This window comes from Leptospira selangorensis, assembly GCF_004769405.1.
Taxonomy (GTDB): Bacteria; Spirochaetota; Leptospiria; order Leptospirales; family Leptospiraceae; genus Leptospira_B; species Leptospira_B selangorensis.
On record NZ_RQES01000018.1, the window covers coordinates 441380 to 466590 of the forward strand.

Consider the following 25211-nt stretch of genomic DNA (forward strand, 5'->3'; position numbering starts at 1 on the left):
TCGAAAAGGACGCTTGTGCGATGGAACTATTCACAGTCCTATTCTTAAATATTATTATAGCCATAGGCTTGTATGTTGGTGTGTCCGCGCAAGTGACGAAGAGGATCCGTTCTCATATGATCCGTCGTATCAACGAAGAAATCCGGACCCTAGTAGACGAGATCCAAACGGAAACAGAAAGCCAAATCGAACTTTTAAATTCTAAGATCCAAGCTTATAAAATTTTGGTCCAACGTTCCGATTCTTTGGAGGATAAATACAAATCTATTCTCCAAAAATTGGAATCACTTCCTGAAAGAATACTTTCTAACGAAGGAATAAAATTAGAAAAACAGAATATTTCTTCTGAACCGATATTGGAATTCGAAACGGTAGAAGAAGAATTGGAAACAAGCGAACCTTCTATCCTTACTCACCGGGAAGAAGTGCATATTTCCGATGAGGAAAAATTTAAGAACGAATATCTGACTCTAATTAGAGAAAAACAAAAAGAGCTTAAAACTGCTCCGGCTGAATCATTAGAGAATAGAAAGCAGGAACTTGCCGCAAAAGCGGGAGAGGGCGTAGGTAGACTTTATAAACAAAATCTGAAAGAAAATTATTCTCCTGAAAATCCAAAACCGTTCTTGGACCCAGAGAGAAAAAATTCCCGAAAAGAAAATGTTCCTAGTTCGGAAGAAGATTCAGGAACTTTGGGAATTCTGAAAAACTTCGGCAAAACAATTAAGAATGTAATGGGCTGGAAAGATTCTCAGGAATTGATGTCTGAAATATCTCCGACTAGAACTCCTCAACCGATGTACAATCCAAGTTCTACATTTGATATTTCTTTGGATGGAGATCCATTCGAAGAAAATAAAATTGAATTTCCCGAAGATATTAGCGGGGGTTCTTTAAAGGCGGAACCGGATTATACTCCTGAATTGGATCCTAAAAAAGTGAGTTCTAAATCCAAAAGAACGGATAATAAAATTCCTGTAGAGGAGAACTTCGGAAAGATCCTGGAAAGAAAAATGACAGGTTACGTTCCTCAAAAACAGGATTCCGTAAAAATTTCTTCCGAAACGGCACTAAAAGACCTGGGAGAAGGGGCGAGTAAAATTGAGAAGGTAGTTTTCCTCTTGAAAAAAGGATACTCCCATGAGGAAATCTCAGAAGCCTTGGATCTCGCCACCGGTGAAGTGGATATTATAGAAAGATTTAGGTTGGAGAGAAATAGGAGGACCTAATGTCCCAATTTAGCGTCTTGAACGTTGGTTTTGGAAATATAGTCATGGTTTCCAAGATCGTAGGTATCATTCATTCGGATTCAGCATCCGCTAAAAGGATCCGAAACGAAGCCAAAAGTAATAACAGTTTGGTAGACGCGACTCAGGGAAAAAAGACCAGGTCCATCATAATCACTGACTCCAACCATTTGATCCTTTCCAACTTAAGAGTAGAAGCCCTCACAAGAAGGATAGAAAGCAGGGATAATTCTATCGCAGAAGAAGAGGAAGAAAAGGACTGAAATCTCCCAAACTAATCGTTCTATCCTCCGTAGCAGGAGGAGGTAAATCCACACTTATCCAAATGATCCGAGCCAAACATCCAGATTTGGCTTTTTCAGTTTCTTGTACTACGAGAGCTCCTCGTCCAGGAGACAAGGAAGGAGTAACGTATTTTTTCCTGAACAAAGAAGAATTCGAATCAGGGATCGATAAGGGAGAGTTTTTGGAATGGGCCAAGGTCCATGATAATTATTACGGAACTCCCGCAATATTCGTGAACCAATGTATGTCTGCCGGTAAATCGGTGATCATGGATCTAGACGTGCAGGGTGCGGCTCAGGTAAAACAAAAACTGGGCAAAGAGGCTATCACAATCTTTATACTTCCTCCGAATGAAGAAGAATGGGAAAAAAGACTGAGAGGAAGAGGAACCGATTCCGAAGAAAGTATCCTGAAACGTATCAAGAACGGAAAGGAAGAATTGGCTCATAAAGATGAGTTCGATCATATTATCGTGAACGATAAACTGGAGCAAGCGCTCTCTCGTTTGGAAGAAATTTTATTTTAAGAATTTCTATAAAATTCGGAAACCTAAACGATTCGCTACTTTCTTATTCTGAGCCTAGGATTAAGTAATATGAAATTCTTACATGCCTCCATTTTTATTTCCGTATTAACGATTTTTAGTTTTCAATGTATGTTTCTCATCAAACCAAAAAAGGATTTTGAAGAGAGTAAAAATTTAATTTCTCCTGATTATTCTAAGTCAGAATTTTGGGCTGCACTTCCGGATAAAAAGGATAACGCGGATCTTGTTCCTGAAAATTCCGGCTTAAAAGAAAATCAATCCTTGGCAGAGGCGGATACTTTTTATATCCATCCGACTACCTTACTTCTTCGTCCTAAATATTGGAACGGGGATCTAAAGGATGAAAGTTTAAACGAAAGAACCGATAAACATCCGATCAAGACCCAAGCAAGTGCATTCAACGAATGTTGTAAGGTCTACGCCCCGAGATATAGACAGGCTGCTTTTTTCGTTTTTACGAAGGACGCTCCGGAAGGCGAGGCAGCCTTGGATCTTGCATTTCAAGATGTGAAGAACGCATTTTTATATTATATGAAAAACTGGAATAAGGGTCGTCCTTATATCATCGCTTCTCATAGCCAAGGCACAAGACATTCTGTTCGTTTACTTAAAGAAGTAATTTCTTCTAATCCAGAATATAAGAAAAACCTGGTAGTAAGTTATTCGATCGGATTTCCTTTTAAACAGGAAGAGGCCGGTGTGCCGGTTTGTTCAGGACCGAAAGAGACAGGATGTGTAGTCGGTTGGAATTCCTATATCTGGGGAAATTCACCAGGTAGATTATTGGATAGATACGGGAAAGATGCTGTTTGTGTGAATCCTTTAAGCTGGAAACATGATGAAGAGGTTTCTCCTAAGTCTGAAAATTTAGGAAGTGTGAACCGAAGTTTTGATCAATTACTTCCGGGAGTTGCAGATGCTAAATGTAATTCCGGAGTTTTATGGATCCATGAACCGGAGATATCTAGAACTCCTAACTTAGGAAAAGATGGGAATTTACATACTGGAGATTTTCACTTCTTCTACGCGAATATTAGAAAAAACGCAAAAGAAAGATTGGAAAGTTTTTTAAAGAAGAAGTAGGGGGAGCGGAGTTTACAAAGTTTTGCAAATCCCCGCAGGTCGGTTGCGAGCTTTAATTCGTACAATAAGTTTGTTCTATGACGATAGAAGGCATATCCGTTCTTTTTCCGTCTATTTCTAACTTCTTGTTTTTTAGATAAAACCCGCAGACTTCTACATAAGAACCGACGGAGACTCGGTTCATTAAACTGTAATCATCAGAATCTAAAACCACTGGTTTTCCGGAGAAATGGACCACGAATCGGATAGAATTTCCTTTGTATAATACATGAGTAACTGTTCCGGCGACTCGGACAGTTTCCCCAACCGCTTTTCCCGGATTATTGACCAGCTCTTCGCCGGAAACATACTTGGGTTTTGCGGGCGCAGAAGCTTTTTTACTCTTAGAATAAATACTTCCCGCGCATAATACTAGAATTGAAAAAAAGAGGATCGTTTTCTTCTTCATAAAATTTTAAAGTTCTTCCGACTCGGAATTCGATTCAGGAGCCTTGATCACATCGGATCTGGACAACCATTTATTCGTAATATTCGCCCTACGTTCCGCTGGGAATAAGGTGAGAAGATAGGTGGTGATCGTTTGTCTACCGTCCTGTTCAGCGTCCTTATCCATTTGGATGAATACGTCTATGATATCTTTGTCCGGCCAATTGGTAAGCATCTGCACCGCGTTATCAGGAGGCATATTTGCTACCTTCTCCGCCATAACCTTAACCAATTTTCCTCTGCTATTCCTTTCGGATTCGGAAGATTTGAGCTCATTCTCCTTGGAAGTAAGACCTCGTTTGAGTTCCTCGATTTTCTCGAGTTCCGCTTCCAGGCGCTCTTTTTCTTTTTTAAGTTCGTCTTCTTTTTGAGAGATCTCGTCCCGATCTTTAGCGAGTCTTTCCATTTCTTTACGGAATTCCAACTTCTCTAATTCGGAAGGAGATTCGGAGTCAGCATTTACGAGTCCTGGTTCCGTTCTTAAAAAAGGAAAAATTTCGGCCGCGTCTATGATTTGAAAATAATGAAACGCAAAAAATCCGATCAACACTAGGAAGAAGATCAGAAGTACTAGATATACTGCTCTTGCTTTGTCGGTTAAACTTGCCACTTTTTATACCCGGATGTCCAGCCTGGAGCCAGAAATTCTTTTTTCCAATTCTCCTGCCTTATTTTCCAAATGAGAAATTTTATCTTGGAGATTTGCCATGCTCCCGATTAAAGGATCGGAAGATTCTACTGTTTTACGTACTTCTAAAAAGGGGAGGTCACTTTTTATAACGCTCGTAAAGTTTTCTGAGTTCAGAAAGTCCCGCATCTTCTGTACCGGTGCGCTCGACGCCTCCCGTATCATAGGTAAATACTTTCGGATCCCGTTTAGATCTATCATCCCCATAAATTTCCTCCCTCTGCTTCCTATAAAGATCTGCTAAAAATTGCTCTTCTGCCTGGATTTTTTCCGCCTTTCTATAGGAGTGCATATACTCCTTGAAGCGGTTTTCTTTTAGAAGTTCCAGTACCTTCTTCTCTTTTCTTGCCTCTGAGACTTCCGTTCTTTTTTTTTCAACCGGCTCATCGAAAGAACGTATTTCATTCTCTAATTCAGTATTTCGAGTTAAGAGTTGTCTCATATAAGTTTGTAAATAAGAATATTCTCTTAAGTCTGTACTTCCTGAAAGTGTAGTAGCAGATAAAGAATGTATCCTTGCGTCATTGGAATCTATTTCCGATTGTCTTTGGTTGACTTCTGCGACAAGTTCGGAAAGTTCTTTTAGTTTTTGGTCCTCTTTGATCTTCTTTAAACGAAGTACCGGTTCGAGTCTGAATTGGAATCTTTTCATAGATTAAAATTCCTCTTCTTCTCTTTCTTCTTTTAAGATATCTCTTAAGCCGCTAACTGTTTGCGGGAAAAGACTTCTTTCCATAAGTCTTTGTTTTAGATAAGAATCTATCTTATCTTTTTTGCGAATGGCAAGATCCACTTTAGGGTCTGATCCTCTTACGTATGCATTCAATAAGATCAATTCTTCCACTGAATTATAAGTGGAGATAAGTTCTCTGATCATACCGGCTCTCATGAACTGGTCTTCCTCAACTATAGATTGCATTACCCTGGAAAGAGAGGCAGGGATATCAATTGCAGGATAATGGTTTCTTTCAGCCATTTTACGCGAAAGGATGATGTGACCGTCTATATAACCACGGACTGCGTCTGCGATCGGATCTTCCATCTCGTCGGTGTCAGTTAAGACAGTATAAAACCCGGTGATACTTCCTCCGGATTTAGAAGTACCGGAACGTTCTACAAGTTTTGCTAATTTAGTAAAAACAGATGAACTAAAACCTCTTGTGATCGGAGGTTCATGGTTAGAAACAGAGATCTCTCTATTAGCATGTGCAAACCTGGTTAAGGAATCCATCATTAAGTTTACATGAAGTCCTTGTTCTCTAAAATATTCCGCAACAGAAGTGGCGAGTAGGGCGCAGTTTACCTGTTCCATCTTAGGTGCATCGGAGGTTGCGGCAAATACTACAGATCTTGCGAGACCTTCTTTTCCTAAGTCTCTCTCTAAAAATTCGTTCACCTCTCTGCCTCGTTCTCCCACAAGTGCGATCACGTTTACATCTGCGTTAGTGAACCTTGCGATCATACCTAGTAAGCTGGACTTTCCTACGCCGGATCCGGAGAAGATCCCTAATCTTTGTCCTCGTCCTACTGTTAAAATTCCATCTATAGCTCTTACCCCGGTAAGAAGAATGTCCCGGATCACAGGTCTATCCAGTGGATTGATACTTTCTCCTTCCGGAGATTTTTCTTCAGAAGTGATGATGAGCCCTTTTTTGTCGATAGGACGTCCTACACCATTTAGTACGCGTCCGAGTAGTTCTTTTCCCACAGGAACATTCAAACTTCTTCCCGAAGAAAACACGAAAGCGTCAGGATATACACCTTCTACAGGGCCGAGAGGCATTAGTGTATATACATGATTTTCGAAACCAACAATCTCGCATTGCAGGTAACCTTCTGTTCCTGCTTTTTGGACTTCCATTATCTCTCCGATCTTGGAGTCCGGAGGGCCTTCTGAATAAATTACGTTTCCGGAGACACGAACGACACGCCCGGATTTGCGGATAGTTTCCGTGCGGTCCAAGATCAGGAAATACTTGGAGATGACGTCTACCTTTTCGTGAAACTTCTTCTCTATCATGATCTTAGCTCTTAGATACCGGATACTGTCCCTAGGATTTTTCCCGGAGTCAAGTGATAATGAGAATATAACTGAATTATGTCACATCCGGGAAAAAAGCAAATCCCGTCGAAGTTACTACAAAGAAAACCCCCCTGACCCGACCGCCTATGGTTTCGGCGGCCGGGTAGGAGACTAAGTTTGGACGTGAATGTTAGATTAGATCGGCTCCGCATTTCGAATTGCTTCTTCGATTTCTTTGAGCTGCGTGGAGATCCTTGCATCGATGGCACCAACATCTGTTTCGATGATGACCCCGCCTCTGTCGACGCGAGAGTCTTCGTAGATATTGACCTTGCGAAGAGACTCCATAAGTTTGATAAGTTCGTCTTTGTGAGCTGTGGTGATTTCCAAGTCCGCAAAGTTGACTCGGATATCCACACGGTCCCTGTCCTTGATTCGTTTCAGGGCTTCTCTGATATTATTGAGTACGATTTCTTTACGTTCTATGATCTCGTCTTTGATGATCTTACGAGCGATGATCAGGATCATCTCCACCATTTGTTTTTCGGATGCTTGGATGAGTTCCGCACGGATATCGATCGCTTTACCAACGATGGTTCCGAGACGGTCGATAAGGCGTCGAACTTCTCCTTGTCCTTTTCTGAAACCTACTTCTCGTCCTGCCTCGAATCCTTTTAAGTAAGCCTCGTGTTCGATCTCTGCCGTTTTCATCTCGGCTTCTTTGATCATTCTTTCGGCTTCCATCTTGGCTCTTTCCAAGATCTGTTCCGCTTTGGCTTTACCGGAATCCTCTTCGAGTTTGATCTTCTCTTTGGAATCCTGGATCATTTGGAAGGCTTTTTTACGGCCTTCTTCCTCGATCTCCTCCGACTTACGGCGGGAGTCCTCGAGCATTGTTTTGATATTTTCTTCCGTTTCTTCTTTATAACGGTTGAGCTCTGCCTCGATCTCTTCAATAGAAGGGCCTTGGTATTGCTCTATAATATTTCCTTCTTGGTCGACTTCGAACTCTTCGGCGTCTTCGTCCCTATGGAATTTTTTATATTTATCCGGAATTTGCAGCTCTACCTGATCCTGCATGTCCGCGATTTGGATAGGTTTGAAGACTAGTTTTGCCATTTTAGTTCTTTCTCCGGAACTTGATTCTTCCTGATTCTACGGATTCCTTAAAAATTTCAAGTAGTCCGTTCTGAGCGGTTTCAATCTCTGCAAGGGAAACCGGTCCCATAGAATCTTCTTCCAATCGGATGGAGGAGGCAAGCGTTGGTGCCAGCCTTTCCAATAGGACCTGTTTCGTTTCCGGTTCTGTGCCCTTAAAAGCGGTCGCGGTTACGATCGGATGGATCTCGCCCATAAACTTGTTTAAAGCTTCTCGGCTCAGATCCATCAGGTCTTCCATTCGGAAGAAATGCTTATTTATATTTTCGGCAAACGACTGGCTCTTTTCGCGTATCCTGGAGAATAATTTCTGGGAATCTTGAGGGTCCAATTTCCCCAAAAGTTCCGCGGCTCTTTTGCCGCCCTTGTCCCTGGTAGGAACTCCTGAATCAGGCGATTTGAGGACTTCTCTTTTGAAGCGTAAAAACCTCTCCAAAGAGTCCAAAAGTCCCACAGAAGAAAGGTCCAAATTTCGGATCGAAAGTAGGATCTCCTCCTGGGTCTCTTCCGGGAATTCTTCCAGTACTCTGGCAGAAGTATCCGGATCCGCGTAGCAAAAGATAAGAGCTATTCTGTCTGAGGACTCTCCAGCTACGATCTTGGAAAGTTCTTCTTTGGTATAAGCTTTGAGTTCCTCGGACCATTCCGGTTCTGAAACTAAATCTTCTTTCAGGATAGTTTCGAGTTCTTGGATTAAGGCCAAGGTATCTCGGTCGATTCCTTCTTTTGGTACTCCCGAGAGTCCCTGTAAGAAGGTCCCTAAAAGTTCTCTTTCTTGTTTCGCTTCTAGTTTGCCGGACTTGTGAAAACTTTCTAAAAGTTTCGATGTGTCCTGAGGCCCAAGGTGGCGAAACACTTCCGGGGGAAGATGCTCCCCCAGGATTCGGAGGAGCTGTCCCGCCCGGTTTCTTTTTCCGGACAGGATACTCATTAGGTTGCTTCCTCTTCAGATAACCAGGTGCGTAGAAGTTGTGCCACTTCTTCCGGTTTTTCCCTGGCCAGGTTGATTGCGTTTTCGAGAAGTTCTCTTCTGAGTTTTTCGTCCAGAGAGAGTTCTACTTCTGCGCTTCCATCGTCCATGACTCGGAGAGCTGCTTCTCTCATCATCTGCTGCATTGCTGCGAGTTCTTCTTCGCGTAGTCTGCGGCGTCTTGCGATTTCTTTTTTGATCGCTCTGTAGATGAGGATAGTGAGTATTAAGAACAATACTATGACTAAAGATGCGATTACCATTTGGCGGATCGCTTTCTGTTTTCTTAATTCTTCGTCTTCTGCAGCGAACTGAGCTGTGCGGTCTTTAGCAATGCTGATTACGGAGATTTGGTCTCCTCTTGCTTTGTCTATACCTACCGCTGCTTCTAAGTTTTTACGAACGGTTCTGATATCGTCGTCAGAAACCGGGATATAAGTTCTGTCGTAACCAGTTCCGTCCGCGTTTTCTTTTTTAGTCCACTGACCGTCAACTACCACGGAGAGATTTACTTTTTCGATCTTCCAAGGTTGTTTTTGAACTTCGCTCACTCTTCTGTTGAATTCGAAGTTATTGATATTCTCGGTTTTTTTATAATCCGCTTTTTGATAGTCAGTGTCTTTGTAGCCGGGAGGAAGGTTCGGTTCTGTTCCTGCAGGTCCGTCAGGAGTGAATCCTCTTCCTGTGAATTGTTCGCTTGTTTCTTTGGAGGAAACTTTTAAACTATATCCGTCTACGATTTTTAGTTCGGAGTAAGGAGTATTCGGGTCATCCGGTCTTTCTATTACTGGAGAAACTTGGTTATCTTTATAAGATTCCTTGTCCCAGTTCAACATATACTCAAAACGAGTGATGTCTACTCTGTCTTCTCCGCCTAAGAACCAACGAAGAGTGTTTCTAACGTCGATTAATCGTTGGATCCTTTGTTCTTCTTGGATCCTCAATTTTTCTTGGACAACTCTAAGTTCCAATCTTTCTTTTTCTAAGTCTTCTTCGAAGTCGGAGATGATCTTGCCGTCCGCATCCGCGACTACTACGTTTTCCGGTTTGAGTTTAGGCACCGCTCTGGAGACCAAGTTTACGATACCTTTCACTTCTTTTTTGGAAATCCCTTCGACTCCGGGGATAAAATGTAAAATGACTGAGGCTTTTACTGGAGAAGCATTCGAGTTGAACAATTCATCTTCCGGTATTGCGATGTTCACGAATGCTTTATCTACAGGTCTTAGGGTCATCAAAGATTGTTCGATGGCTCCTTTTAAGGCCCTATACTTTTTGATGTCCTTATCAAACTGGGTCTCGGTGAATTTCTCCACGTTAAAGAGTTCCCAGCCTTGTACACCCGCAGGGATCAGGTTCTCTTGTGCAAGTTTAGTGATAATTTCTTGCCTTTGTTCCGGATCCACGCTTACTATACTTGTGTCTCCCGTGCTATACGAATAGCCCATGGAGTCCAATTTTTTGGTAACCTCAGCGAAATCCTTCGCAGTTAGGTTTTGAAATAGAATAACCTTATTCTTTTGAGAGGAAACGGTTGTCAGAAGCCCTAAGGCAACGACCACAGTGATCGCCACTCCACCTAAAATCAGTTTCTTTGTAGTATCTAAAGAGTTGAAGAACTCCTTGATATTGTTCAGAATCTTTTGCAATTGCTCGGGCATTTTCCTTCACCACCGGACAAGATAGGGGACATAATAGATTTTCGGAAACAAAGTACAATCCCTTTTTAAAAAAACTTTAGAATTTTTTTATTTTCTCCGGATTTTTTATATTAACTCTTTTGGGATTAGCCTCGAAGCAAAAATTAAATCTTGTTGTACATAATTACTATATTAATGTTTAGTGTAATTGTATCTGTTTCCGATCTTCACTTAGGAATTGTCTAGGAAATAAAACATTTTGAACATGAAATTCACCCAAGAACATTCAGATTTTATAAATCTAGCGGAAGCGATCCGGTTAGAAGAATATTTTAAAACTTTAATATCACCGGAGAAGGTCTCTAAGATCCAAGAAGTTGCCTCATTTCGTACAAAGTACTTAACAATTGTAATGGAAGATATATTCCAACCTTATAATGCTAGCGCTCCTGTGCGAACTTCTGAATGTTTAGGTCTAACAGAGATCCATGTTGTAGAAAATAGAAATTCCTATAAACCTAATGAAGGAATTTCTCTGGGCGCTCAAAAATGGATCAAAATTAACAAATACCAAAAACCGAATTTCGATAATACTAGACATTGTATAAGCGGTTTAAAGGAGAAGGGTTACAGGATTATCGCGACTTCTCCGCATACATTAGAAAATTCTTACGAATTGGATACTTTGCCATTGGATAAACCAAGCGCCATCTTATTCGGATCGGAAGAAAAAGGATTATCTTCTTATTCAATGGAAGAAGCGGACGTATTCCTAAAACTTCCTATGTATGGTTTTACCGAAAGTTATAATATTTCAGTAACAGTTGCAATTGTACTTTCTCATCTAACATTTAGGCTGAGAAAAGAAAGCCCAAACTGGGCTTTAACGACGGAAGAACAGGTTCATATCCGTAATTCTTATTATAAAAAATGCCTTCATAACGGAAATCTTGTGGAATCTGATCTATTACAACGGATCAGATCCGAGGCCACAAGGGTCCAATAAATCACTTCAGCCAAAAAGTAGGGTAGGATGGAACAATTCAGCGGCGTTTCTAAGTTTGTTAAAAAGTTTTCACTCGTATTTGCGGGGATTTTTGCATTTTTATTTATAATCAGGCTTATCTATAGTTATGCGGTTGGTCCTGAAACAAATATTGTAAACCAAGAGCAAGGTTCTTCTATCAATTTCGATTATGGACGTAAGAACTATGCATCTGAAAAATTTTACGCTCCTCAGGATAAGGCACCTATTTCTGCATCTTCTCAAAAATATGAGAAGGTAGCGGCAGTTTCTTCCAAAACTTCCGAGTTTGATGAAAACGAAAAGAAAACCCGCAAGATGGTAGATGATACAAAAGGAGTTATCCAATACGAACAAAGATCCGGACTTCCGGGTAAAAGAACATTGCAGTTGGGTATAGGCGTAAACCCGGACAAATTTGATTCTATGGTAGAATCTATCCAAACCATAGGTGTTATAGATTCAATTTCTGTGAATAAAACGGACAAAACAAACGAATACAAAAACATCACTGCTACTCGAATCTCTTTGGAAAAATCCAAAGCAGGGCTTTTAAGTTTAAAAGGTAGAAACGGTAAAATAGAGGAGTTGATCTCCTTAGAAAAAGAAATTTTAGAGATAGAAGGTAAGATCCAAGACTTAGGAGTGAAGTTGGGCGAGTTCGATCAGGAGAACGAATTCTGCACGATCAAATTTACTTTAAGGGAAACAGGTGCTGTCTCCGGTGGATTTATTACTTTTTTAAAAAAATGTAAAATATCTTTAGAATGGACCATCAAATACGGACTATTATTCTCTTTTTTATATACGTTTGCTGCCGTAGGTGGATGGATCACTTGGTTTTTCGGAGTGAAAATTTTAGGTTATTTGAAAGCTAAAGGAATTCTTTAATTCAGATTCGATTTAGAAAAGAAAAATTGTAAAAGTTTTCTCATTTGATTTGTAGGAACTCCAGCTCCGAGATATTCTCCGTCTACCCAGATCTCGAAATGCAAATGGATGTTTTCATCATTTCCTTTTGCTTCTCCCATGAGGCCTGAGTTTCCTACGTTACCTATCTCATCGCCTGATTTTACTTTTGCACCAGGTTTGATCCCTCTTTTGATGGAAGAAAGATGATTAAAAGAGGTCATCACCCCGTTTCCATGATCAATCCAAACCTGTCTGCCTCCGAAATCTTTTTCCACATAAGTGACCCCGTTTTTCTGGGCTAATGCGGAATATTTTTGGAATTCAGAAAGTGTCATAGGGGAATAATCTAGATCCGCACGGATAATCGTTCCATCAGCAGGAGAAACCAAAACATCCTGGAAGGTCAAACGTCTAGGCGGTCCTATCTTTTCTCTTTTATAATAAATATCCAATCCTTTGTGGATCCCATTCCTATATTCTCTCGGTGCTCCCGGGAGTTGGTAATCTTTTTCAGGAAGAAGTCCATCCGGAACAGGGTATTGGTATCCGGTGAATCTATTGGAAACCGAATTAAGAACAGTACCATTCAGTAGGATCTTAAATTCACCGATCACTATACTTTTTTCTTCTTTTTTAGGAAAATATAATCTAAGAATGGATGCATCGATCGGTGGAAGATTATGCTGATTGATCAGGTCTACTTTATCGTTCTTAAAAATAGTTTTCCAGTTTTCTTGGTGAAGAACCTGGATCTCATATTCCTCTGCGGCTCTTTTGCCTCGAAACATTGGTACAAGTATTTCTATTGAATTGATCAATCTTTTAGAGCCGAAATCTACAATGATCCATTCCGGTTTATTCTCTCCGGAAGAATACCAATAAGATTTAGGATTAGAATCGAATAGGTTGAATGCTCCGTATTCTTCATCGTAAGAAGAAGATACAGAATAGGAAAAAGGAGCCACGGTCACTTTTCCGAAATCTAAAAAATCCACTTCCGAACCCAGGGATCCATAGGATTTAGGTGCTGCAGATATGCCGAAAGAAAGAGCCGTAAATAAAAGACAGATTTTTCGGATCATATTAAGCTAAGAAAGATTCTCCCGGTTTTGGCCCTTTACCTTGTTTGACGAGGGAATTTGCCTCATCTAACTTCCAGGAATCAAAATATCTTTTATCTTCTTGGCTTAGGTCAGGACGAAGTGAGATAGGATTTCCGTTTTGGTCTGCGTATAATCCTCTTCTTCCGAAAAATCTTCCCCCTGCTTCCTGAGGTTGTACTATCTTTTTCTTTTCCCCTCTCATCTGAAATGCAATCCTCGCGTTTTCTACATACGTTTTTAGCTCGCTCGGGTCTACCGAAATAGTATGATCCGGGCCAGGGAGTGTTTTATCTAGAGTGAAATGTTTTTCTAGAACGTTCGCGCCGAGTGATACCGCCAATGCCCCCGCTAAACTTCCCGCAGTATGGTCCGAAAAACCTAGGGGACCATTAAATATATTTTTATAATATTCTAAAGTTTGTAAATTTGCTTTTTTCGGAGGAGTAGGGTAAAGAGAAACACAATGGAATAATACTAGATCTTTTACTTTTTCCGCCTCTAGAAGTTCTAATGCTCGAATGACTTCGAAACCTTCTGCGGCACCGCTGGATAAAAATAAAGGAAGTCCTGTCGCTGCACATTTTTGGAGAAGTTGTTTGTTTACGATATCTCCGCTTGCGATCTTAAGAGCTTTTACTCCTAAGTTTACTAAAAGGTCTACACTTCCCGGGTCCAAAGGAGTGGAGAAGAAAAAAAGACCTTCTTCCTTTGCCGTTTTTTGGAATTCAATATGCAGTTTTTCCGAAAGTTCGTAAGTCTGGAAAATATCCACCAGAACTTTCGCTTTAGGATTTTTAATATCTAAAAAATTTTCAGTTTTATAGGTCTGGAATTTTACCGCATCGGCTCCGGCTTTTTTTGCTGCCTGGATGGTCTTTTTTCCTAATTCCGGATCTGCGTTATGATTCAATCCGATCTCAGCGATTATAAACGGGGAAGAATCCGGACCGATCTCCCATTTTTCTTCCAAACGAAAACTTTTCGAAAAAGACATTCTTTCTCCTGAAATGAAAGGGCGATACCCTTAAGACTAGGATCGGAATCCCTGGTCGGAAAGGGAAGGATTTTTGGGAGAGTCGGCGCTTGCTTTATTTTTCCGGGAAGATTCGATTCGTATTCAAAAGTTCATAGCTCAGATTCAAGAATGCCTTTGCTTTTAGCTCATATTCATCGCAGGTTTCCTTGATAGATCCACACTTGGACTTGTGCTCGCTCCAAGGCATAGGATAAGCCTCTCTCAGTTCGCCTTCCGTGGATCGATAAAGAGCATATTCATTCTCGATCCAACCGATCACGCTGGAAAACGCAAAATAAGAGCCGTCGGTTTTAGATTCTCTAGAATTAGAAAGTAGGTCCTTACCGAAGGCAGAAAATTGTACCTTTTTACCTACAAGTCCTAGGATAGTCGGGATCACATCCAGTTGAGAAGAAATTTTCGGATCCAATCCAGGCTTTATATACTTAGGAGAATAGATTAAAAGTGGAATATTACGATCTTCGAATGGATTTAGATCTCTATGATGTGTATGATCTGCCACGAATATAAAGATGGTATTCTGAAAATACGGGGATTTTTTCGCCTTCTCCATAAATTTGCCGATAGACTCGTCCGAATAGGAGTAAGTATTGAAATAGTCTGAATCCTTCATTGTTTCCGGATAAGGATTTTTTCCTGTTTCAGGAACTTGGTAAGGGTAATGAGTGGTTAGAGTCAGGCTGACTGCTGCAAAAGGTTGTTTCGCATTCGAGATAGTTGCATGAAGTTCTTCTAATACGTCTCCATCATAAAATCCCCAGGCGCCCGATTTATATTTTCCTGTTTTTTCGATTTCCTCTTTTCCTATGATCTTATCGAAACCCCAATGAGGAAAAAGAAAACTCATATTATCGAATCCTACATCTCCACCATGAACGAAATATGTGGAATATCCCAAGGTTTTCAGCAAGGACCCAAGCCCTCCGAAGTTTCCTAAAACCTGATGTGTACGTACGACTGTGATACCAGGACGATCCGGAATTCCGGTAAGTACGGACATTAATCCGTTTACAGTTCTTCCTCCGGTCGCGAAAAATCTAGGAAAGTATCTACCTTCCTTTACAAGAGAATTAAAATTAGGGGCGAGTTCTTTTCCTCCTACAATTCCGTCTCCGTTCGGTTTCAAGAATTTCCCGGTCCAGCTTTCTAAAAGAATGAGAACTATATTCGGAGGAGTTTCCTTTCTGGTTTCTGAAGTTTCTCTTAAGAGAGGATATTCAGGATCTATAAACTTTGCACCTGGATAATCGATCTCTTTTTGTACGATCCGGATCGATTCTTCTTTAGACATTTGTAACTCGGGAAGAATCGATTTGGATTTTAGATCCATAATCGTAGTGAATACTCCATTCAAAGGGAGCTGGTTTAAGAACGGATTTTCTGAATGGATCGCTTCTGTGGATCTTAATGGTCTTGGCTGGACTCCTCCTCGAAACAATAATAATAATAAGATTATAGAAATAGGGATCTGTATCAATTCTTTGGTCTTATTTTCAGAAGAATATTGGTATCCGTTGTACTTTATAAAAAGATAAATTAATGCCGGGAGTCCTGCGAATATTCCGATCAGTCCCAGGATCACTTTTAAAGTGTCATTCTTGATTGCAGCTTCAATTAGAATGAGTAGATCTTTTCCTAAAAATACGAATCCTTCGTAGCCTAGGTGTTTGTCTGCTTCTCCGAAATAGATCGTATCTCCTATTAAATGCCCGGTCATCCATAAGAATAATGGAATGGGTAGAATTCCCCAAATATATCTGTAGGATTTCCAACGATTCGGGTAATGAAAAGAAGATAAGATCCAGGATAATCCTATTACGATAGAGATCACACAAAGGTCGAAACGTATTCCGATCAAAAAAGATAGGATTACTTCGCTAATAGAGGAATTTCCTAATTTGGAAAAATAGATAAAGAGTAGGGCGAATCTAAAAATAGTTAAAAGGATCAAAAAACAAAAAGAGTAAAATAAAATTATCCTAAGGTTTGCAGGTAGCCTTCTTATCATTCTTAATTCCAGCCTAAAAATTTAGAAAAATGGAAAACTAAAAAAGAAGAAGTATATGCAAGAACCGTCATGTATGTGAACATAAAAAACGGCCAGAAAAGTGAGTTTGTCTCTTTTTTTACTACAGCAAGAGTAGACATACATTGGCAGGCGAATGCAAAAAATACGAGTAAACTCAATGCACTTGCAATCGTCCAAACAGGTTTTCCGGTCTCCGGATCCTTATCCTTTCTAAGTGCAGACCTTAAATTTTCGTCTTCAGAATCTTCTCCTTGAACTCCGTATACGATGGATAATGTGGATACCATTACTTCTCTGGCTGCAAATGAAGTGATGATCCCAAGCCCCATTTTCCAACCGAAGCCGATCGGTTCTAAAACCGGCTCCATCATTTTTCCCATTCGTCCTGCATAAGATTCAGAGATTTGTAAGGACTTTGTTTGAGTAGGGCTTAAGTTTTCGTTTTTGGGACCTTCTACCCTTGGATAATTTGCCAAAAACCAAAGTATGATAGAAATGAATAAGATTACTTTTCCCGCGTTTCCTATAAACGCTTTGATCTTCTTATAAACCGTAAAAAATAAACTTTTGAGAGAAGGCCATTGGTATCTGGGAAGTTCCATCAGAAAGTATGCAGGTTCCGATCTGAAAAAAGTTTTTTTGAATAAGAAAGCAGCTCCCATCGAAGCGAACATTCCTAATAAGAAAAGGCCGAATAACGCTAGGACTTTAGGGGAGAAGATCCCGAAAACAGGTTCTGCCGAGAAAACCGTTCCTATTACTAAAATGTAAACTGGATATCTGGCGGAGCAAGTGATCAGAGGAGACACTAAAATTGTCGTAAGCCTATCCGCTTTGTTTTCGATCGTTCTTGTCCCCATGATCGCAGGAACAGCGCAGGCAGCACTGGATAGTAATGGTATAAAGGATTTTCCGGAAAGCCCGAATCTTCCCATAAATCTGTCCATTAGGAAGGAAGCTCTCGCGATATATCCGCTTTCTTCCATAATCCCTATGAATAAGAATAATAGACTGATCTGAGGAATGAATACTAAAACTGCACCGACTCCTCCAATCATTCCTTCTTGGATGAGAGAACGTACAGGCCCTTCCGGAAGATAATTGCCGGTCCAATCTGCAAGATCTCCGATCCTTCCTTCTATCCAGTCCATGGGCACTTCGGACCAGGTGAATAAGAATTGGAAGACCAATGCCATAATTCCTAAAAAGATCGTAAGTCCCCATACAGGGTGTAGCAGTATTTTATCAGCGAATCCTAAGATCCCTTTTTCGGAGATCTCAGAACCGGAAACCGCTTTAGATAAAAGTTTTTTGATCCATATGGATCTCTGGACCAGTTCTTCTCCATAAGAAAATTCTAATTTTGATTTTTGCCATTCTGAGCGAATGAATTCTCTGGTTTTTTCCGGGAAAAAATTGGAAGAAGGAAGTCCTGTTTGCAGATTTTCTCCGCTGAATTCTTTAAAACTATTTTCTAATACGAATCTAACTGAATCCGGATCATCTGCTGAAAGTTTAGAAAGTACCGACTCGATTAATGCGGTTCTTTTTTTATCCCAGGAAAAGCCAGGATCTGGTATTTTATAAGAAGAAGGATCAGTTAAAACTTTTTCTAAAACTTCTACACCTTCTCCTGATCTTGGATTTACGTAGTAGAAGGAAACTCCGAATGCCTTGGATAAAACTTTAAGATCTAAATGAACTCCTTTCTTTTCCAAGGTATCGTTCATTGTGACTGCTACTAACATTGGGATCTTGAGAGAAGATACCTGAAGTAAAAATTGGAGTCCTCTTTCTATCGCAACCGCATCCAATACGAAAATCAATTTGTCTTCAGTCTCTTTAGAGAGCAAGATGCGGGTGGTTACCTGTTTGTCTTCCGATTCTCCGCCTAAACTATATGCGCCCGGAAGATCTACTATATAAACGGTATTGTCTTCCGTATGGATGGTTCCTTCCGCTTTTTCTACGGTGACACCGTGATAGTTTCCCGTTTTTTGTCTGAGCCCCGTAAGCCTATTGAATAATGTGGACTTGCCGCAGTTTGGATTTCCTGTGAGTAATACTCTGAATTTTTCCGTTTTATGTTCCGGAGTTTGTATTTCAGTATTTAATAATTTCATAAACTAGTTCAATTCCAGAAGATCCGCTTCTAATTTTCGAATGGCCAATCGAACAAGGCCCAATTTTACGATCATCTTATCTTGGTCCTGGAATTTTCGGACCACAGTGATCTTAGTTCCGGGAAGAAAACCCATATCTAAAAGGTTTCTGACCAGCCCTGTTTTTCCGGATTTGTTTTTAATTCCGGTGATTTTTCCGGATTCTCCCTCTTCTAATTCGAAAAGTTTGGATTTCATTTTATGAATTTTTCCCTATCCCGGATCAGATCTAATTCAGGCGCGAAAGATTTTATATATCTATCAAAGTATAAGATTTGTTTAATGAGAAGTCCGAATTCTTTAGGGATCTTTAATCCGTTTCTATCTGAAATATCCCTGAACTCGAAAAGGATCGTGTTCATCTTCTTCTCATCGAAAGCGTCCAGCTCTCCCATTTGTATATCCAGGACCATTTTACTCATTTGATTAAATACGGTTTCCAGATCCTTGGCTAACTTTTTCTCGTCAATACCCGAGGCGGTTCCATCCATACGAACTAGGCCGCTTGCGATCCGGTCGGTTCTATTTAACGCTAGACCTTCTAAAAAGATCATTAATCCTTCCCATACCTTGGAGGAAATCCTGCCAACAATCCCGAAATCGATAAAACCGACCGTTCCATCTCTTAGGATCATTAGATTTCCTGCATGTACGTCCGCATGGAAGAAGCCTGATTTGGAAAGTGTGGAAAACCAGATCTCAAGCGCGTCGGAAAGGGTTTTGGAAGGATCTTTGCTGAATTTTCGAAGTGAAATTTCGTCGGTAATCGGAGCTCCGTAGAATTTTTCCATAACCAAAACTTTTTTGGTGCTGAGCTCTCTATAAATTTTAGGAACTCTTGCTCTGGTTTCTCCGGAAGATAGAAGGTATCTTTCGAATTCTTCGCAATTGTTTGCTTCTTTTACGAAATCTATTTCTTCTAAGATGGAAGACTGGAACATTCCCACCATTTCCGAAAGTCCTGATTTGTTAAGACCGGGTACGAATATTTCGAATAGTTTGGATGCTAAAAATAGAAGGTTGAGATCTGCTCCTAATGCACCTTCTATATCCGGTCTTTGCACTTTTACAACCACATCCAGGCCGTCTTTTGTGACTGCGGAATGGACTTGTGCGATAGATGCAGATGCCATCGGGACCGGGTCAATACTTTGGAATAATTTTTGGTAATCTCTACCCAGTTCTTTTTTTAATACTTTTTGGATCTCGGAGAAAGGAAGAGGTCGTACTGAATCCAAACATTTTTGCATTTCAGTTACTATCTCTTCAGGAAAAAGAGAAGGGGCAGAAGCGATGAATTGGCCTAATTTAATATACGTTGCGCCCAATTCTTCAAACGCCTCTCTTAATCGAACTGGAATATTACGGGATCCACTTCCTCCTGTAGCCAAATCCTTTAAAAGTAGGATGGTTTTGGTGGAAAAAACATAACTACTGGTCACTATACGACTAGCACTGTTTACCCCTTGCAGAAGTTGGTCTATGAATCCGGCCATTTCACTCCAGATTATGATAACTTAGAAGGAACACAATCCAAATCAGGGAGAAAAGATACTCTGTTCGGGATAAAGGAACCGAGAGAAAGGTACTCGGGTCTATTTTGTATGTTCGGCCGAGAAAACCGTATTTTGGTTTACGGGAGCGGCGAGAATTAGAGTATGGCTCTCGAACGAGAATTTCGGTCAGTGGTATGAGCGGCGAATCGGTTTTATTGCAAGAATTAGAAAAACTCGAACTGAACGACCTAAAGAAGACAGCTGCTCTTTGGAACATTCCCAAGCTACCGTTCAAAGAAAAGAATAAGAACGTTAAGTTCCTTTTCGACAGTTTTCTGGATGAGTTTTACCTCAAAGGTGTACTGGAAAAACTCACCGTACTCCAAGTTAATATCTATACTTCTATCTTAAAAAATAAGAATGTTCTTACTTTGGGGGAGATCTCTCGTAAAGTAAATATTCCACCAATAAACGTGGAGATGGAACTTAACCTTCTCCGCAAATACCAACTCGTATACCAAAGAAAAAACAGAGAAAGACTTACCAATAACCTGGATAAGTATCATGCCTTTGACGAGCTGGCTGCATTAGTTTCTTTAGACCAAAATCTGAAAGGGGACAAATACAAGGTCTCCGTCGAAAAACTTCTAGATCGTAAGAAGCTGACTGATATTTCCAATGAATGGAAAAAAGCAGTCAAGGCTCCTGCAAAGATCGACAGTATCCGCAAGTTTATCACTCACGCGACTTCTGACGAGGCGTATGAGGCGGCTATTCTCTCCTTATCCGAATTGGAAAGGGATACAGTAGTCAGGATCTATCTAAGCGGTGGTGCTGCTGACGCAGACGATATCAGAAGTTTTATCGTAATGAGCAGAGGCAAATACGAGACGATCATTCCTGCATTAGTTGAAAAAGGAATGATTGCGGACGTTTGTTTCGTAGAGGAGAAGTTCGTAAGAATTTTTGCTCTACCGGAAGAACTTTTAAAATATATCCAAAATAATCCGATCCTTCCTTCCGTTAAAAAAGGAACTCGTCAAAGACAGGAAAAACTCGCAACCAACGAGTTGGACTTCTTCTTAAATACCAAAAAACTTCTTTCTTATATTAGTAGAAAGGGCTTGGTTTTGGCGAAATCCGGCAAGGTAAAACAGGCGGATCATAAAAGAACAGAGCAGGAATTATTAAATCCGGATATCAGCATTTTCCCTGAAAAAAGCCAGATCTATCAGATGGAACTTATCCTTCCTATACTGAAACTTCTGAACCTGGCAGATATCAAAGGGGAGAATATTATTCTGAGAGGTGACCTGGACGGTTTTCTTGCAAAGGATATATTCGAGATCATGAAACTCGTCATCCATGAGGTGAACGAGGCTAGAATGAAGAGGGTAAATCCTCCAGAGGTTTTCCAACCTACGGAAATGCCTTTTTACGATAAGATGATCTTGGACAAATGTGTGAACTTGATCATCAAGTCCAAACGTATCCATCTTTCCGTTATTTTCTCTAATATTATCAGAGAACATCTGATCTTCAGCCCAGGTTTCCGTACTAAAAATTTCCAAACCGATTTGGCGGATCTTCGTAAGGAGATCATGAGTGCGATCTTCTATCTGCATTTATTCGGATTATTAGAAGTAGAATACCCGAACCGATTCCTGACTCTTTCCAAGCTGGGAGAATATTTCTTCCAAACGGGAGAGCTTGCTGGGGTTACAGAGAAGGGTGGAATCACGATCAACCCGGACTTCTCCGTGATCGCGTTCCCGGAAAAAGTTTCTATTTACGGAATTCATCTTTTAAAAGCGTTCACAGAACTCAAAGACTACGACAGAGTTTATACTTTCGTTTTAACCAAAGAAGCATACCAATTGGGAATACTCTTAGGGTACAAAACGAACGAGTTCGTAGACTTCTTGAAAGCGTCTAGCAGAGCGGAGCTTGCCCAAAACCTTCTATTCTTATTAGAAGATTGGGGTGGCAACCTTCCTGTGGTTGAAGTCGCAGAAGATTGTGTACTTGTTCGCACCAAAGACCAGAACGTGATGGAACTTCTACTTGGTCAGATCAAAGGGAAGAAGATCGTTCTGGACGAGATTGGACCAACCGCAGTGCTTGTGGATAAAACTCGAGTCCAAGACGTGATCACAGTTGCTGAAAAACTGAACCTGATAATTAACCTGACTAGATAAGAAATAGCAAGCTCTTCTCACGCGAAGCCGCGAAGAATAAAAGATTCCTTTTTAATTGTTATAAATATATAGAGGCCCGCGATCTCGAGCTTTACCTTCTTTTCTTTGCGTCTTGGCGTGAACGAGGTATTGGAGGGTTTTTATTTCAGTCCGGAGTGACTTTGATTTTGGTTTTGAATTCCCATTTGCGGAATGGAGCCAGGGCTTGGAGCCTTTCTTCGCTCACGAAAAAAAGACCTTCCCCGAATTTGACTAATCCGCCCTTATAATGGGCGTATTTGGTTTTGTGATCGATCAGACCTATTTCCTTTACCTTATTCCAGTCATCGCAGGTTTTCAGGGTGGGAACTCTCCTGAGATACAATTCCTTGATTGAACCGTCCCGTACAGAGTCCCTTAAGATCTTTTCCCATTCCATATAAGCGCAAATTAGAATAAATTCTCTAAAATGCAACTAAGTTTCGAAATCTTCTTTTTCTCCCGAAATTTCGGGAGAGCAGTTTCAAAAATGAAAGTACTCCGCTTGGTTTTTCAGATCCTCGGACAGATGGGCGAGCCCCACAGAACCTGAACTCAATTCTTCAGTGGAGGATGCGTTAGATTGGGTCAGGTCGTTGATACTCGAAATTGTTTTCGAAATTTCTTCGACAGCCAGTTTTTGCTCCTGGATCGCAGTTTGGATACCTTCCGATCTTTCCTTCACTTCCTGGCCTTTTTTGTTCACTACCTTATTTCGGACCAGTTGTTCTCCCATCACGGAAGATACCTCGTTCATCCGGATATAGATAGTTTCTATCCTCTGGATAATTCCTCCGATCACATTTACTGTGTCTCGGATATTGCTGACTCCTATCCCGATCTCGGTTTCGTTAGCTTGGATAATATTTTCTATCTCCTTCATGCTATTAGAAGTTTTGTCAGCAAGTTTGGAAATTTCATCCGCGACTACCGCAAATCCTTTTCCTGCGGCACCTGCTCTTGCGGCCTCGATAGCTGCGTTCAACGCAAGAAGATGGATCTGTTCGGAAATTGTCGTGATAATTTCGATCACACCTGTGATCTGGTCGGAACTCTGGGAAATTTTACGGATACTTTGGTCAGTCAGTTCCAAAGATTTTCCGCCTCTTCTTGCCTCGTCCGTAATCTCTTTAACATGAGAAAGAGTGTTTTCCAGATTCTCGGAAGTGTTTTTGATGGAAGAAGAAAATTCTACCATCTCAGAGTCCAAAGAATTCAAAAGAGTGACCTGCTCCTTTGTTCTATAAGAGATTGCATCCATTCCAGCTGAAATTTCTTCTATTGAAGCTGAAATTTCCTCTGATGCTGCCGCTTGGTCTTGTGCATTATCAGAAATAGTCTTTAAAGTACTAGACATTTCGTCGGAAGAATTCGCAAGACTATGAGAGGCATCGAAAATTTTGTGAAGGACCGCTTTTACCTTACGATTGAATTCATTGATACTGATCGCCATTTCTCCGATCTCATCTCTGGAAAGAACCGTGAGTTTATGGGTAAGATCTCCTTCCGACATTTTTTCGATCAGGTTTTGGCTATCTCTTAAAGGTTTCAAACTTTTAGATAGAATGAAATAGATGATAAACCCGATTACAAACAATCCGCTAAATGAGATCGCTAACATATAGAAGATAGTAGAGATCGCTTCTTTGGAAACTTCTTCGTTTACTATAGTCACGAAAGATCTAAATCCGTACTTTTTGTTGGTATGAACTACCATAGATTTATAAGCACCGTCCATCACGTACTTAATCGGGACTCGGTCCGGTGCGTTTACGAATGATTTTGCAAATGGAAGATCTTCCATCTTTTTCAATCTCATATTTTCGCTGACATGATTTAAGAAGGTCATTTTAGGAGTGAGAAGTCCTGGATAACCTGTTTTTCCGATCTTGATCGATTGTACGATATTATTGGTTAGATCACCGATGCGGACCGAGAATACCAAAAACGCCTTGGAGCCGTCGTTTAATTCAAATTCTCTAATATATAAAATAACGGGAGATCCGTTCTGGGTAGAATTAGAAGGTTCACTAAAAAAGAATGCCTTCTCTTTATTTGTATTTCTGATCTCATCCGCTCCAGGAAGTTGAAATGCGGAAGTTAAAGGAACAATTTGGCTACTTGCCAAGGTCCCGGTTCCGACAGAATGAGAGAACCAATCTCCTGCTTCTTTCCAAACCGCTATCCCTTCGAATCTTTGGCTGGATCCTAAAAAATTATTTAGAAAATTTTCAGCTTCCTTCCAATTTTTCTGAGATACCAAAAATCCTAAGGTTTTGTTCCGGATGATGAGTTCGGCTTCTTCTTCCGTGTCCTCATAAATTCCTTGGGTGAGAAGGTCCAAGGTTTGAGAAACATTCAACATTTGGTTGGTATAAGCATTCTTTAAAGATTCATAATTGAGTTTGTAAACCACTAGAGAAACACCTATCGCCAAAACTAGAACGATGGAAAAAAAGATCAATGCTAGGGTTTTAGTCAGATTCAGTTTGACCAAGGACTCTAAAGAAATGGAGCCGAATAGGTCGGTTCTAGTTAGATTGTCCTTTAGCCAATCCGTGATCAGATAAAAATAAACGGCACTCCAAAGACCCCCGAATACGATCAGCCCCAATAGAATAGAATAATCCGTTTTGCTGATAGGCAGAAAGATCCCTAAAGATACTACGAAGATCCCGCCTCCTATCCAGATCCTTACCAGTATGTCTGCCGCATGTAAAACAGGAAGTCGGAAGACTGCTTTTTGGGCTCCAATGACTGTTTCTCTAGTTACTGCGCCTTCTGCAAATTGTTTGGAATATTTTCGTAACGGTTTTAATTTATAAAAAGAGGAAAGTGAACTGGTTACGAGTCCTAGGACAAAGATCACTCCCATGACGAACCAAAGAGAGTCCGCTCCTGTCAGATCCAAGTCCATAAAATGGATCAGAAATACGATCGCAAATGGGGTTCCGATCAGATAACCTAATCCTTCCGTTAGGAATAGAAATCTTGCGGAGAATACGGAAATTTCTTTGTTTATGTTTTTCATGCGCGATCCTGGTTGATTTTTTTTTCGACCTAGTATGATCTAAAAAAGTTTCTTTTTAAACGCCAAGAGAACGAA

22 protein-coding genes are annotated in these 25211 nt (G+C 40.6%); 7 read left to right on the forward strand and 15 right to left on the reverse strand.

The features are described from left to right. Positions 1–20: 20 nt before the first annotated feature. From EHO58_RS14505 to EHO58_RS14520, 4 genes are all read left to right on the forward strand, one after another. The gene (locus tag EHO58_RS14505) at positions 21–1229 is read left to right on the forward strand and encodes a hypothetical protein (RefSeq protein WP_135626163.1); all 1209 of its coding nucleotides are present in this window, start codon (positions 21–23) and stop codon (positions 1227–1229) included. After that, on the forward strand, positions 1229–1510 hold the full coding sequence (locus EHO58_RS14510; RefSeq protein WP_008597280.1) for a DUF370 domain-containing protein: 282 nt from the start codon (positions 1229–1231) through the stop codon (positions 1508–1510). The genes EHO58_RS14505 and EHO58_RS14510 overlap by 1 nt, the downstream gene beginning before the upstream one ends. Before the next feature lie 14 nt (positions 1511–1524). Next, positions 1525–2058, forward strand: a complete 534-nt coding sequence (gene gmk, locus EHO58_RS14515; RefSeq protein WP_135626164.1) for a guanylate kinase — start codon at positions 1525–1527, stop codon at positions 2056–2058. Positions 2059–2127: 69 nt separating this feature from the next. After that, complete coding sequence (locus EHO58_RS14520; RefSeq protein ID WP_135680385.1) at positions 2128–3162, forward strand: DUF3089 domain-containing protein; 1035 nt, start codon at positions 2128–2130, stop codon at positions 3160–3162. A gap of 52 nt (positions 3163–3214) precedes the next feature. Here EHO58_RS14520 and EHO58_RS14525 read toward each other — a convergent pair whose 3' ends face one another. From EHO58_RS14525 to fliF, 7 genes are all read right to left on the reverse strand, one after another. Beyond that, positions 3215–3610, reverse strand: a complete 396-nt coding sequence (locus EHO58_RS14525; protein ID WP_135680386.1) for a TOBE domain-containing protein — start codon at positions 3608–3610, stop codon at positions 3215–3217. A gap of 6 nt (positions 3611–3616) precedes the next feature. Beyond that, a complete protein-coding gene (locus EHO58_RS14530) occupies positions 3617–4258 on the reverse strand; it encodes a periplasmic-type flagellar collar protein FlbB (RefSeq protein ID WP_100707131.1) in 642 nt (213 codons plus the stop codon). Between the two features lie 157 nt (positions 4259–4415). Then, positions 4416–4988 (reverse strand): flagellar export protein FliJ, encoded by a 573-nt coding sequence (gene fliJ, locus EHO58_RS14535; protein WP_135680387.1) that lies wholly within the window; start codon positions 4986–4988, stop codon positions 4416–4418. Positions 4989–4991: 3 nt separating this feature from the next. Next, the gene (locus EHO58_RS14540; RefSeq protein WP_135680388.1) at positions 4992–6356 is read right to left on the reverse strand and encodes a FliI/YscN family ATPase; all 1365 of its coding nucleotides are present in this window, start codon (positions 6354–6356) and stop codon (positions 4992–4994) included. Positions 6357–6554: 198 nt separating this feature from the next. After that, on the reverse strand, positions 6555–7478 hold the full coding sequence (gene fliH / locus EHO58_RS14545; protein WP_008592071.1) for a flagellar assembly protein FliH: 924 nt from the start codon (positions 7476–7478) through the stop codon (positions 6555–6557). Position 7479: 1 nt separating this feature from the next. Then, positions 7480–8448 carry a FliG C-terminal domain-containing protein gene (locus EHO58_RS14550; RefSeq protein ID WP_135680389.1) on the reverse strand — a complete coding sequence of 323 codons (969 nt, stop codon included), beginning with the start codon at positions 8446–8448 and terminating at the stop codon, positions 7480–7482. Next, positions 8448–10148, reverse strand: coding sequence for a flagellar basal-body MS-ring/collar protein FliF (fliF, locus tag EHO58_RS14555; protein WP_135626170.1), 1701 nt, complete (start codon positions 10146–10148; stop codon positions 8448–8450). Before fliF ends, EHO58_RS14550 begins: the two co-directional genes overlap by 1 nt. A gap of 244 nt (positions 10149–10392) precedes the next feature. On the opposite strand from fliF, the gene EHO58_RS14560 reads away from it, so the two are divergent. Further along, positions 10393–11133, forward strand: coding sequence for a TrmH family RNA methyltransferase (locus tag EHO58_RS14560; RefSeq protein ID WP_135680390.1), 741 nt, complete (start codon positions 10393–10395; stop codon positions 11131–11133). Between the two features lie 27 nt (positions 11134–11160). Continuing rightward, on the forward strand, positions 11161–12042 hold the full coding sequence (locus EHO58_RS14565) for a DUF4349 domain-containing protein (protein WP_135680391.1): 882 nt from the start codon (positions 11161–11163) through the stop codon (positions 12040–12042). On the opposite strand, the gene EHO58_RS14570 is transcribed toward EHO58_RS14565, so the two are convergent. The 6 genes from EHO58_RS14570 to EHO58_RS14595 form a co-directional block, all read right to left on the reverse strand. Next, positions 12039–13145 carry a M23 family metallopeptidase gene (locus EHO58_RS14570; RefSeq protein ID WP_135680392.1) on the reverse strand — a complete coding sequence of 369 codons (1107 nt, stop codon included), beginning with the start codon at positions 13143–13145 and terminating at the stop codon, positions 12039–12041. The genes EHO58_RS14565 and EHO58_RS14570 overlap by 4 nt on opposite strands. A 1-nt stretch (position 13146) precedes the next feature. Next, complete coding sequence (locus EHO58_RS14575) at positions 13147–14160, reverse strand: N-acetylneuraminate synthase family protein (protein ID WP_135680393.1); 1014 nt, start codon at positions 14158–14160, stop codon at positions 13147–13149. A gap of 94 nt (positions 14161–14254) precedes the next feature. Next, positions 14255–16210, reverse strand: coding sequence for an LTA synthase family protein (locus EHO58_RS14580; RefSeq protein ID WP_135680394.1), 1956 nt, complete (start codon positions 16208–16210; stop codon positions 14255–14257). A 2-nt stretch (positions 16211–16212) separates the two neighbouring features. After that, positions 16213–18354 carry a ferrous iron transport protein B gene (gene feoB, locus EHO58_RS14585; RefSeq protein ID WP_135680395.1) on the reverse strand — a complete coding sequence of 714 codons (2142 nt, stop codon included), beginning with the start codon at positions 18352–18354 and terminating at the stop codon, positions 16213–16215. Between the two features lie 3 nt (positions 18355–18357). Beyond that, the gene (locus tag EHO58_RS14590; protein ID WP_135680396.1) at positions 18358–18591 is read right to left on the reverse strand and encodes a FeoA family protein; all 234 of its coding nucleotides are present in this window, start codon (positions 18589–18591) and stop codon (positions 18358–18360) included. Further along, complete coding sequence (locus EHO58_RS14595; protein WP_135680397.1) at positions 18588–19889, reverse strand: ABC1 kinase family protein; 1302 nt, start codon at positions 19887–19889, stop codon at positions 18588–18590. The genes EHO58_RS14590 and EHO58_RS14595 overlap by 4 nt, the downstream gene beginning before the upstream one ends. Positions 19890–20083: 194 nt before the next feature. On the opposite strand from EHO58_RS14595, the gene EHO58_RS14600 reads away from it, so the two are divergent. Next, positions 20084–22087 (forward strand): helicase, encoded by a 2004-nt coding sequence (locus EHO58_RS14600; protein WP_135626178.1) that lies wholly within the window; start codon positions 20084–20086, stop codon positions 22085–22087. Between the two features lie 145 nt (positions 22088–22232). On the opposite strand, the gene EHO58_RS14605 is transcribed toward EHO58_RS14600, so the two are convergent. Together EHO58_RS14605 and EHO58_RS14610 are read right to left on the reverse strand one after the other, a co-directional pair. After that, complete coding sequence (locus tag EHO58_RS14605) at positions 22233–22505, reverse strand: hypothetical protein (RefSeq protein WP_010515454.1); 273 nt, start codon at positions 22503–22505, stop codon at positions 22233–22235. Positions 22506–22589: 84 nt separating this feature from the next. Further along, on the reverse strand, positions 22590–25136 hold the full coding sequence (locus tag EHO58_RS14610; protein ID WP_135680398.1) for a methyl-accepting chemotaxis protein: 2547 nt from the start codon (positions 25134–25136) through the stop codon (positions 22590–22592). Between the last annotated feature and the right edge of the window lie 75 nt (positions 25137–25211).

Bases quoted from the DNA above. Each gene is read 5' to 3' on its own strand.
- EHO58_RS14505 (WP_135626163.1), top strand. From the start codon at position 21: ATGGAACTATTCACAGTCCTATTCTTAAATATTATTATAGCCATAGGC.
- EHO58_RS14510 (WP_008597280.1), top strand. From the start codon at position 1,229: ATGTCCCAATTTAGCGTCTTGAACGTTGGTTTTGGAAATATAGTCATG.
- EHO58_RS14520 (WP_135680385.1), top strand. From the start codon at position 2,128: ATGAAATTCTTACATGCCTCCATTTTTATTTCCGTATTAACGATTTTT.
- EHO58_RS14525 (WP_135680386.1), bottom strand. From the start codon at position 3,610: ATGAAGAAGAAAACGATCCTCTTTTTTTCAATTCTAGTATTATGCGCG.
- fliJ (WP_135680387.1), bottom strand. From the start codon at position 4,988: ATGAAAAGATTCCAATTCAGACTCGAACCGGTACTTCGTTTAAAGAAG.
- EHO58_RS14540 (WP_135680388.1), bottom strand. From the start codon at position 6,356: ATGATAGAGAAGAAGTTTCACGAAAAGGTAGACGTCATCTCCAAGTAT.
- fliH (WP_008592071.1), bottom strand. From the start codon at position 7,478: ATGGCAAAACTAGTCTTCAAACCTATCCAAATCGCGGACATGCAGGAT.
- EHO58_RS14550 (WP_135680389.1), bottom strand. From the start codon at position 8,448: ATGAGTATCCTGTCCGGAAAAAGAAACCGGGCGGGACAGCTCCTCCGA.
- fliF (WP_135626170.1), bottom strand. From the start codon at position 10,148: ATGCCCGAGCAATTGCAAAAGATTCTGAACAATATCAAGGAGTTCTTC.
- EHO58_RS14560 (WP_135680390.1), top strand. From the start codon at position 10,393: ATGAAATTCACCCAAGAACATTCAGATTTTATAAATCTAGCGGAAGCG.
- EHO58_RS14565 (WP_135680391.1), top strand. From the start codon at position 11,161: ATGGAACAATTCAGCGGCGTTTCTAAGTTTGTTAAAAAGTTTTCACTC.
- EHO58_RS14570 (WP_135680392.1), bottom strand. From the start codon at position 13,145: ATGATCCGAAAAATCTGTCTTTTATTTACGGCTCTTTCTTTCGGCATA.
- EHO58_RS14575 (WP_135680393.1), bottom strand. From the start codon at position 14,160: ATGTCTTTTTCGAAAAGTTTTCGTTTGGAAGAAAAATGGGAGATCGGT.
- EHO58_RS14580 (WP_135680394.1), bottom strand. From the start codon at position 16,210: ATGATAAGAAGGCTACCTGCAAACCTTAGGATAATTTTATTTTACTCT.
- feoB (WP_135680395.1), bottom strand. From the start codon at position 18,354: ATGAAATTATTAAATACTGAAATACAAACTCCGGAACATAAAACGGAA.
- EHO58_RS14590 (WP_135680396.1), bottom strand. From the start codon at position 18,591: ATGAAATCCAAACTTTTCGAATTAGAAGAGGGAGAATCCGGAAAAATC.
- EHO58_RS14595 (WP_135680397.1), bottom strand. From the start codon at position 19,889: ATGGCCGGATTCATAGACCAACTTCTGCAAGGGGTAAACAGTGCTAGT.
- EHO58_RS14600 (WP_135626178.1), top strand. From the start codon at position 20,084: ATGAGCGGCGAATCGGTTTTATTGCAAGAATTAGAAAAACTCGAACTG.
- EHO58_RS14605 (WP_010515454.1), bottom strand. From the start codon at position 22,505: ATGGAATGGGAAAAGATCTTAAGGGACTCTGTACGGGACGGTTCAATC.
- EHO58_RS14610 (WP_135680398.1), bottom strand. From the start codon at position 25,136: ATGAAAAACATAAACAAAGAAATTTCCGTATTCTCCGCAAGATTTCTA.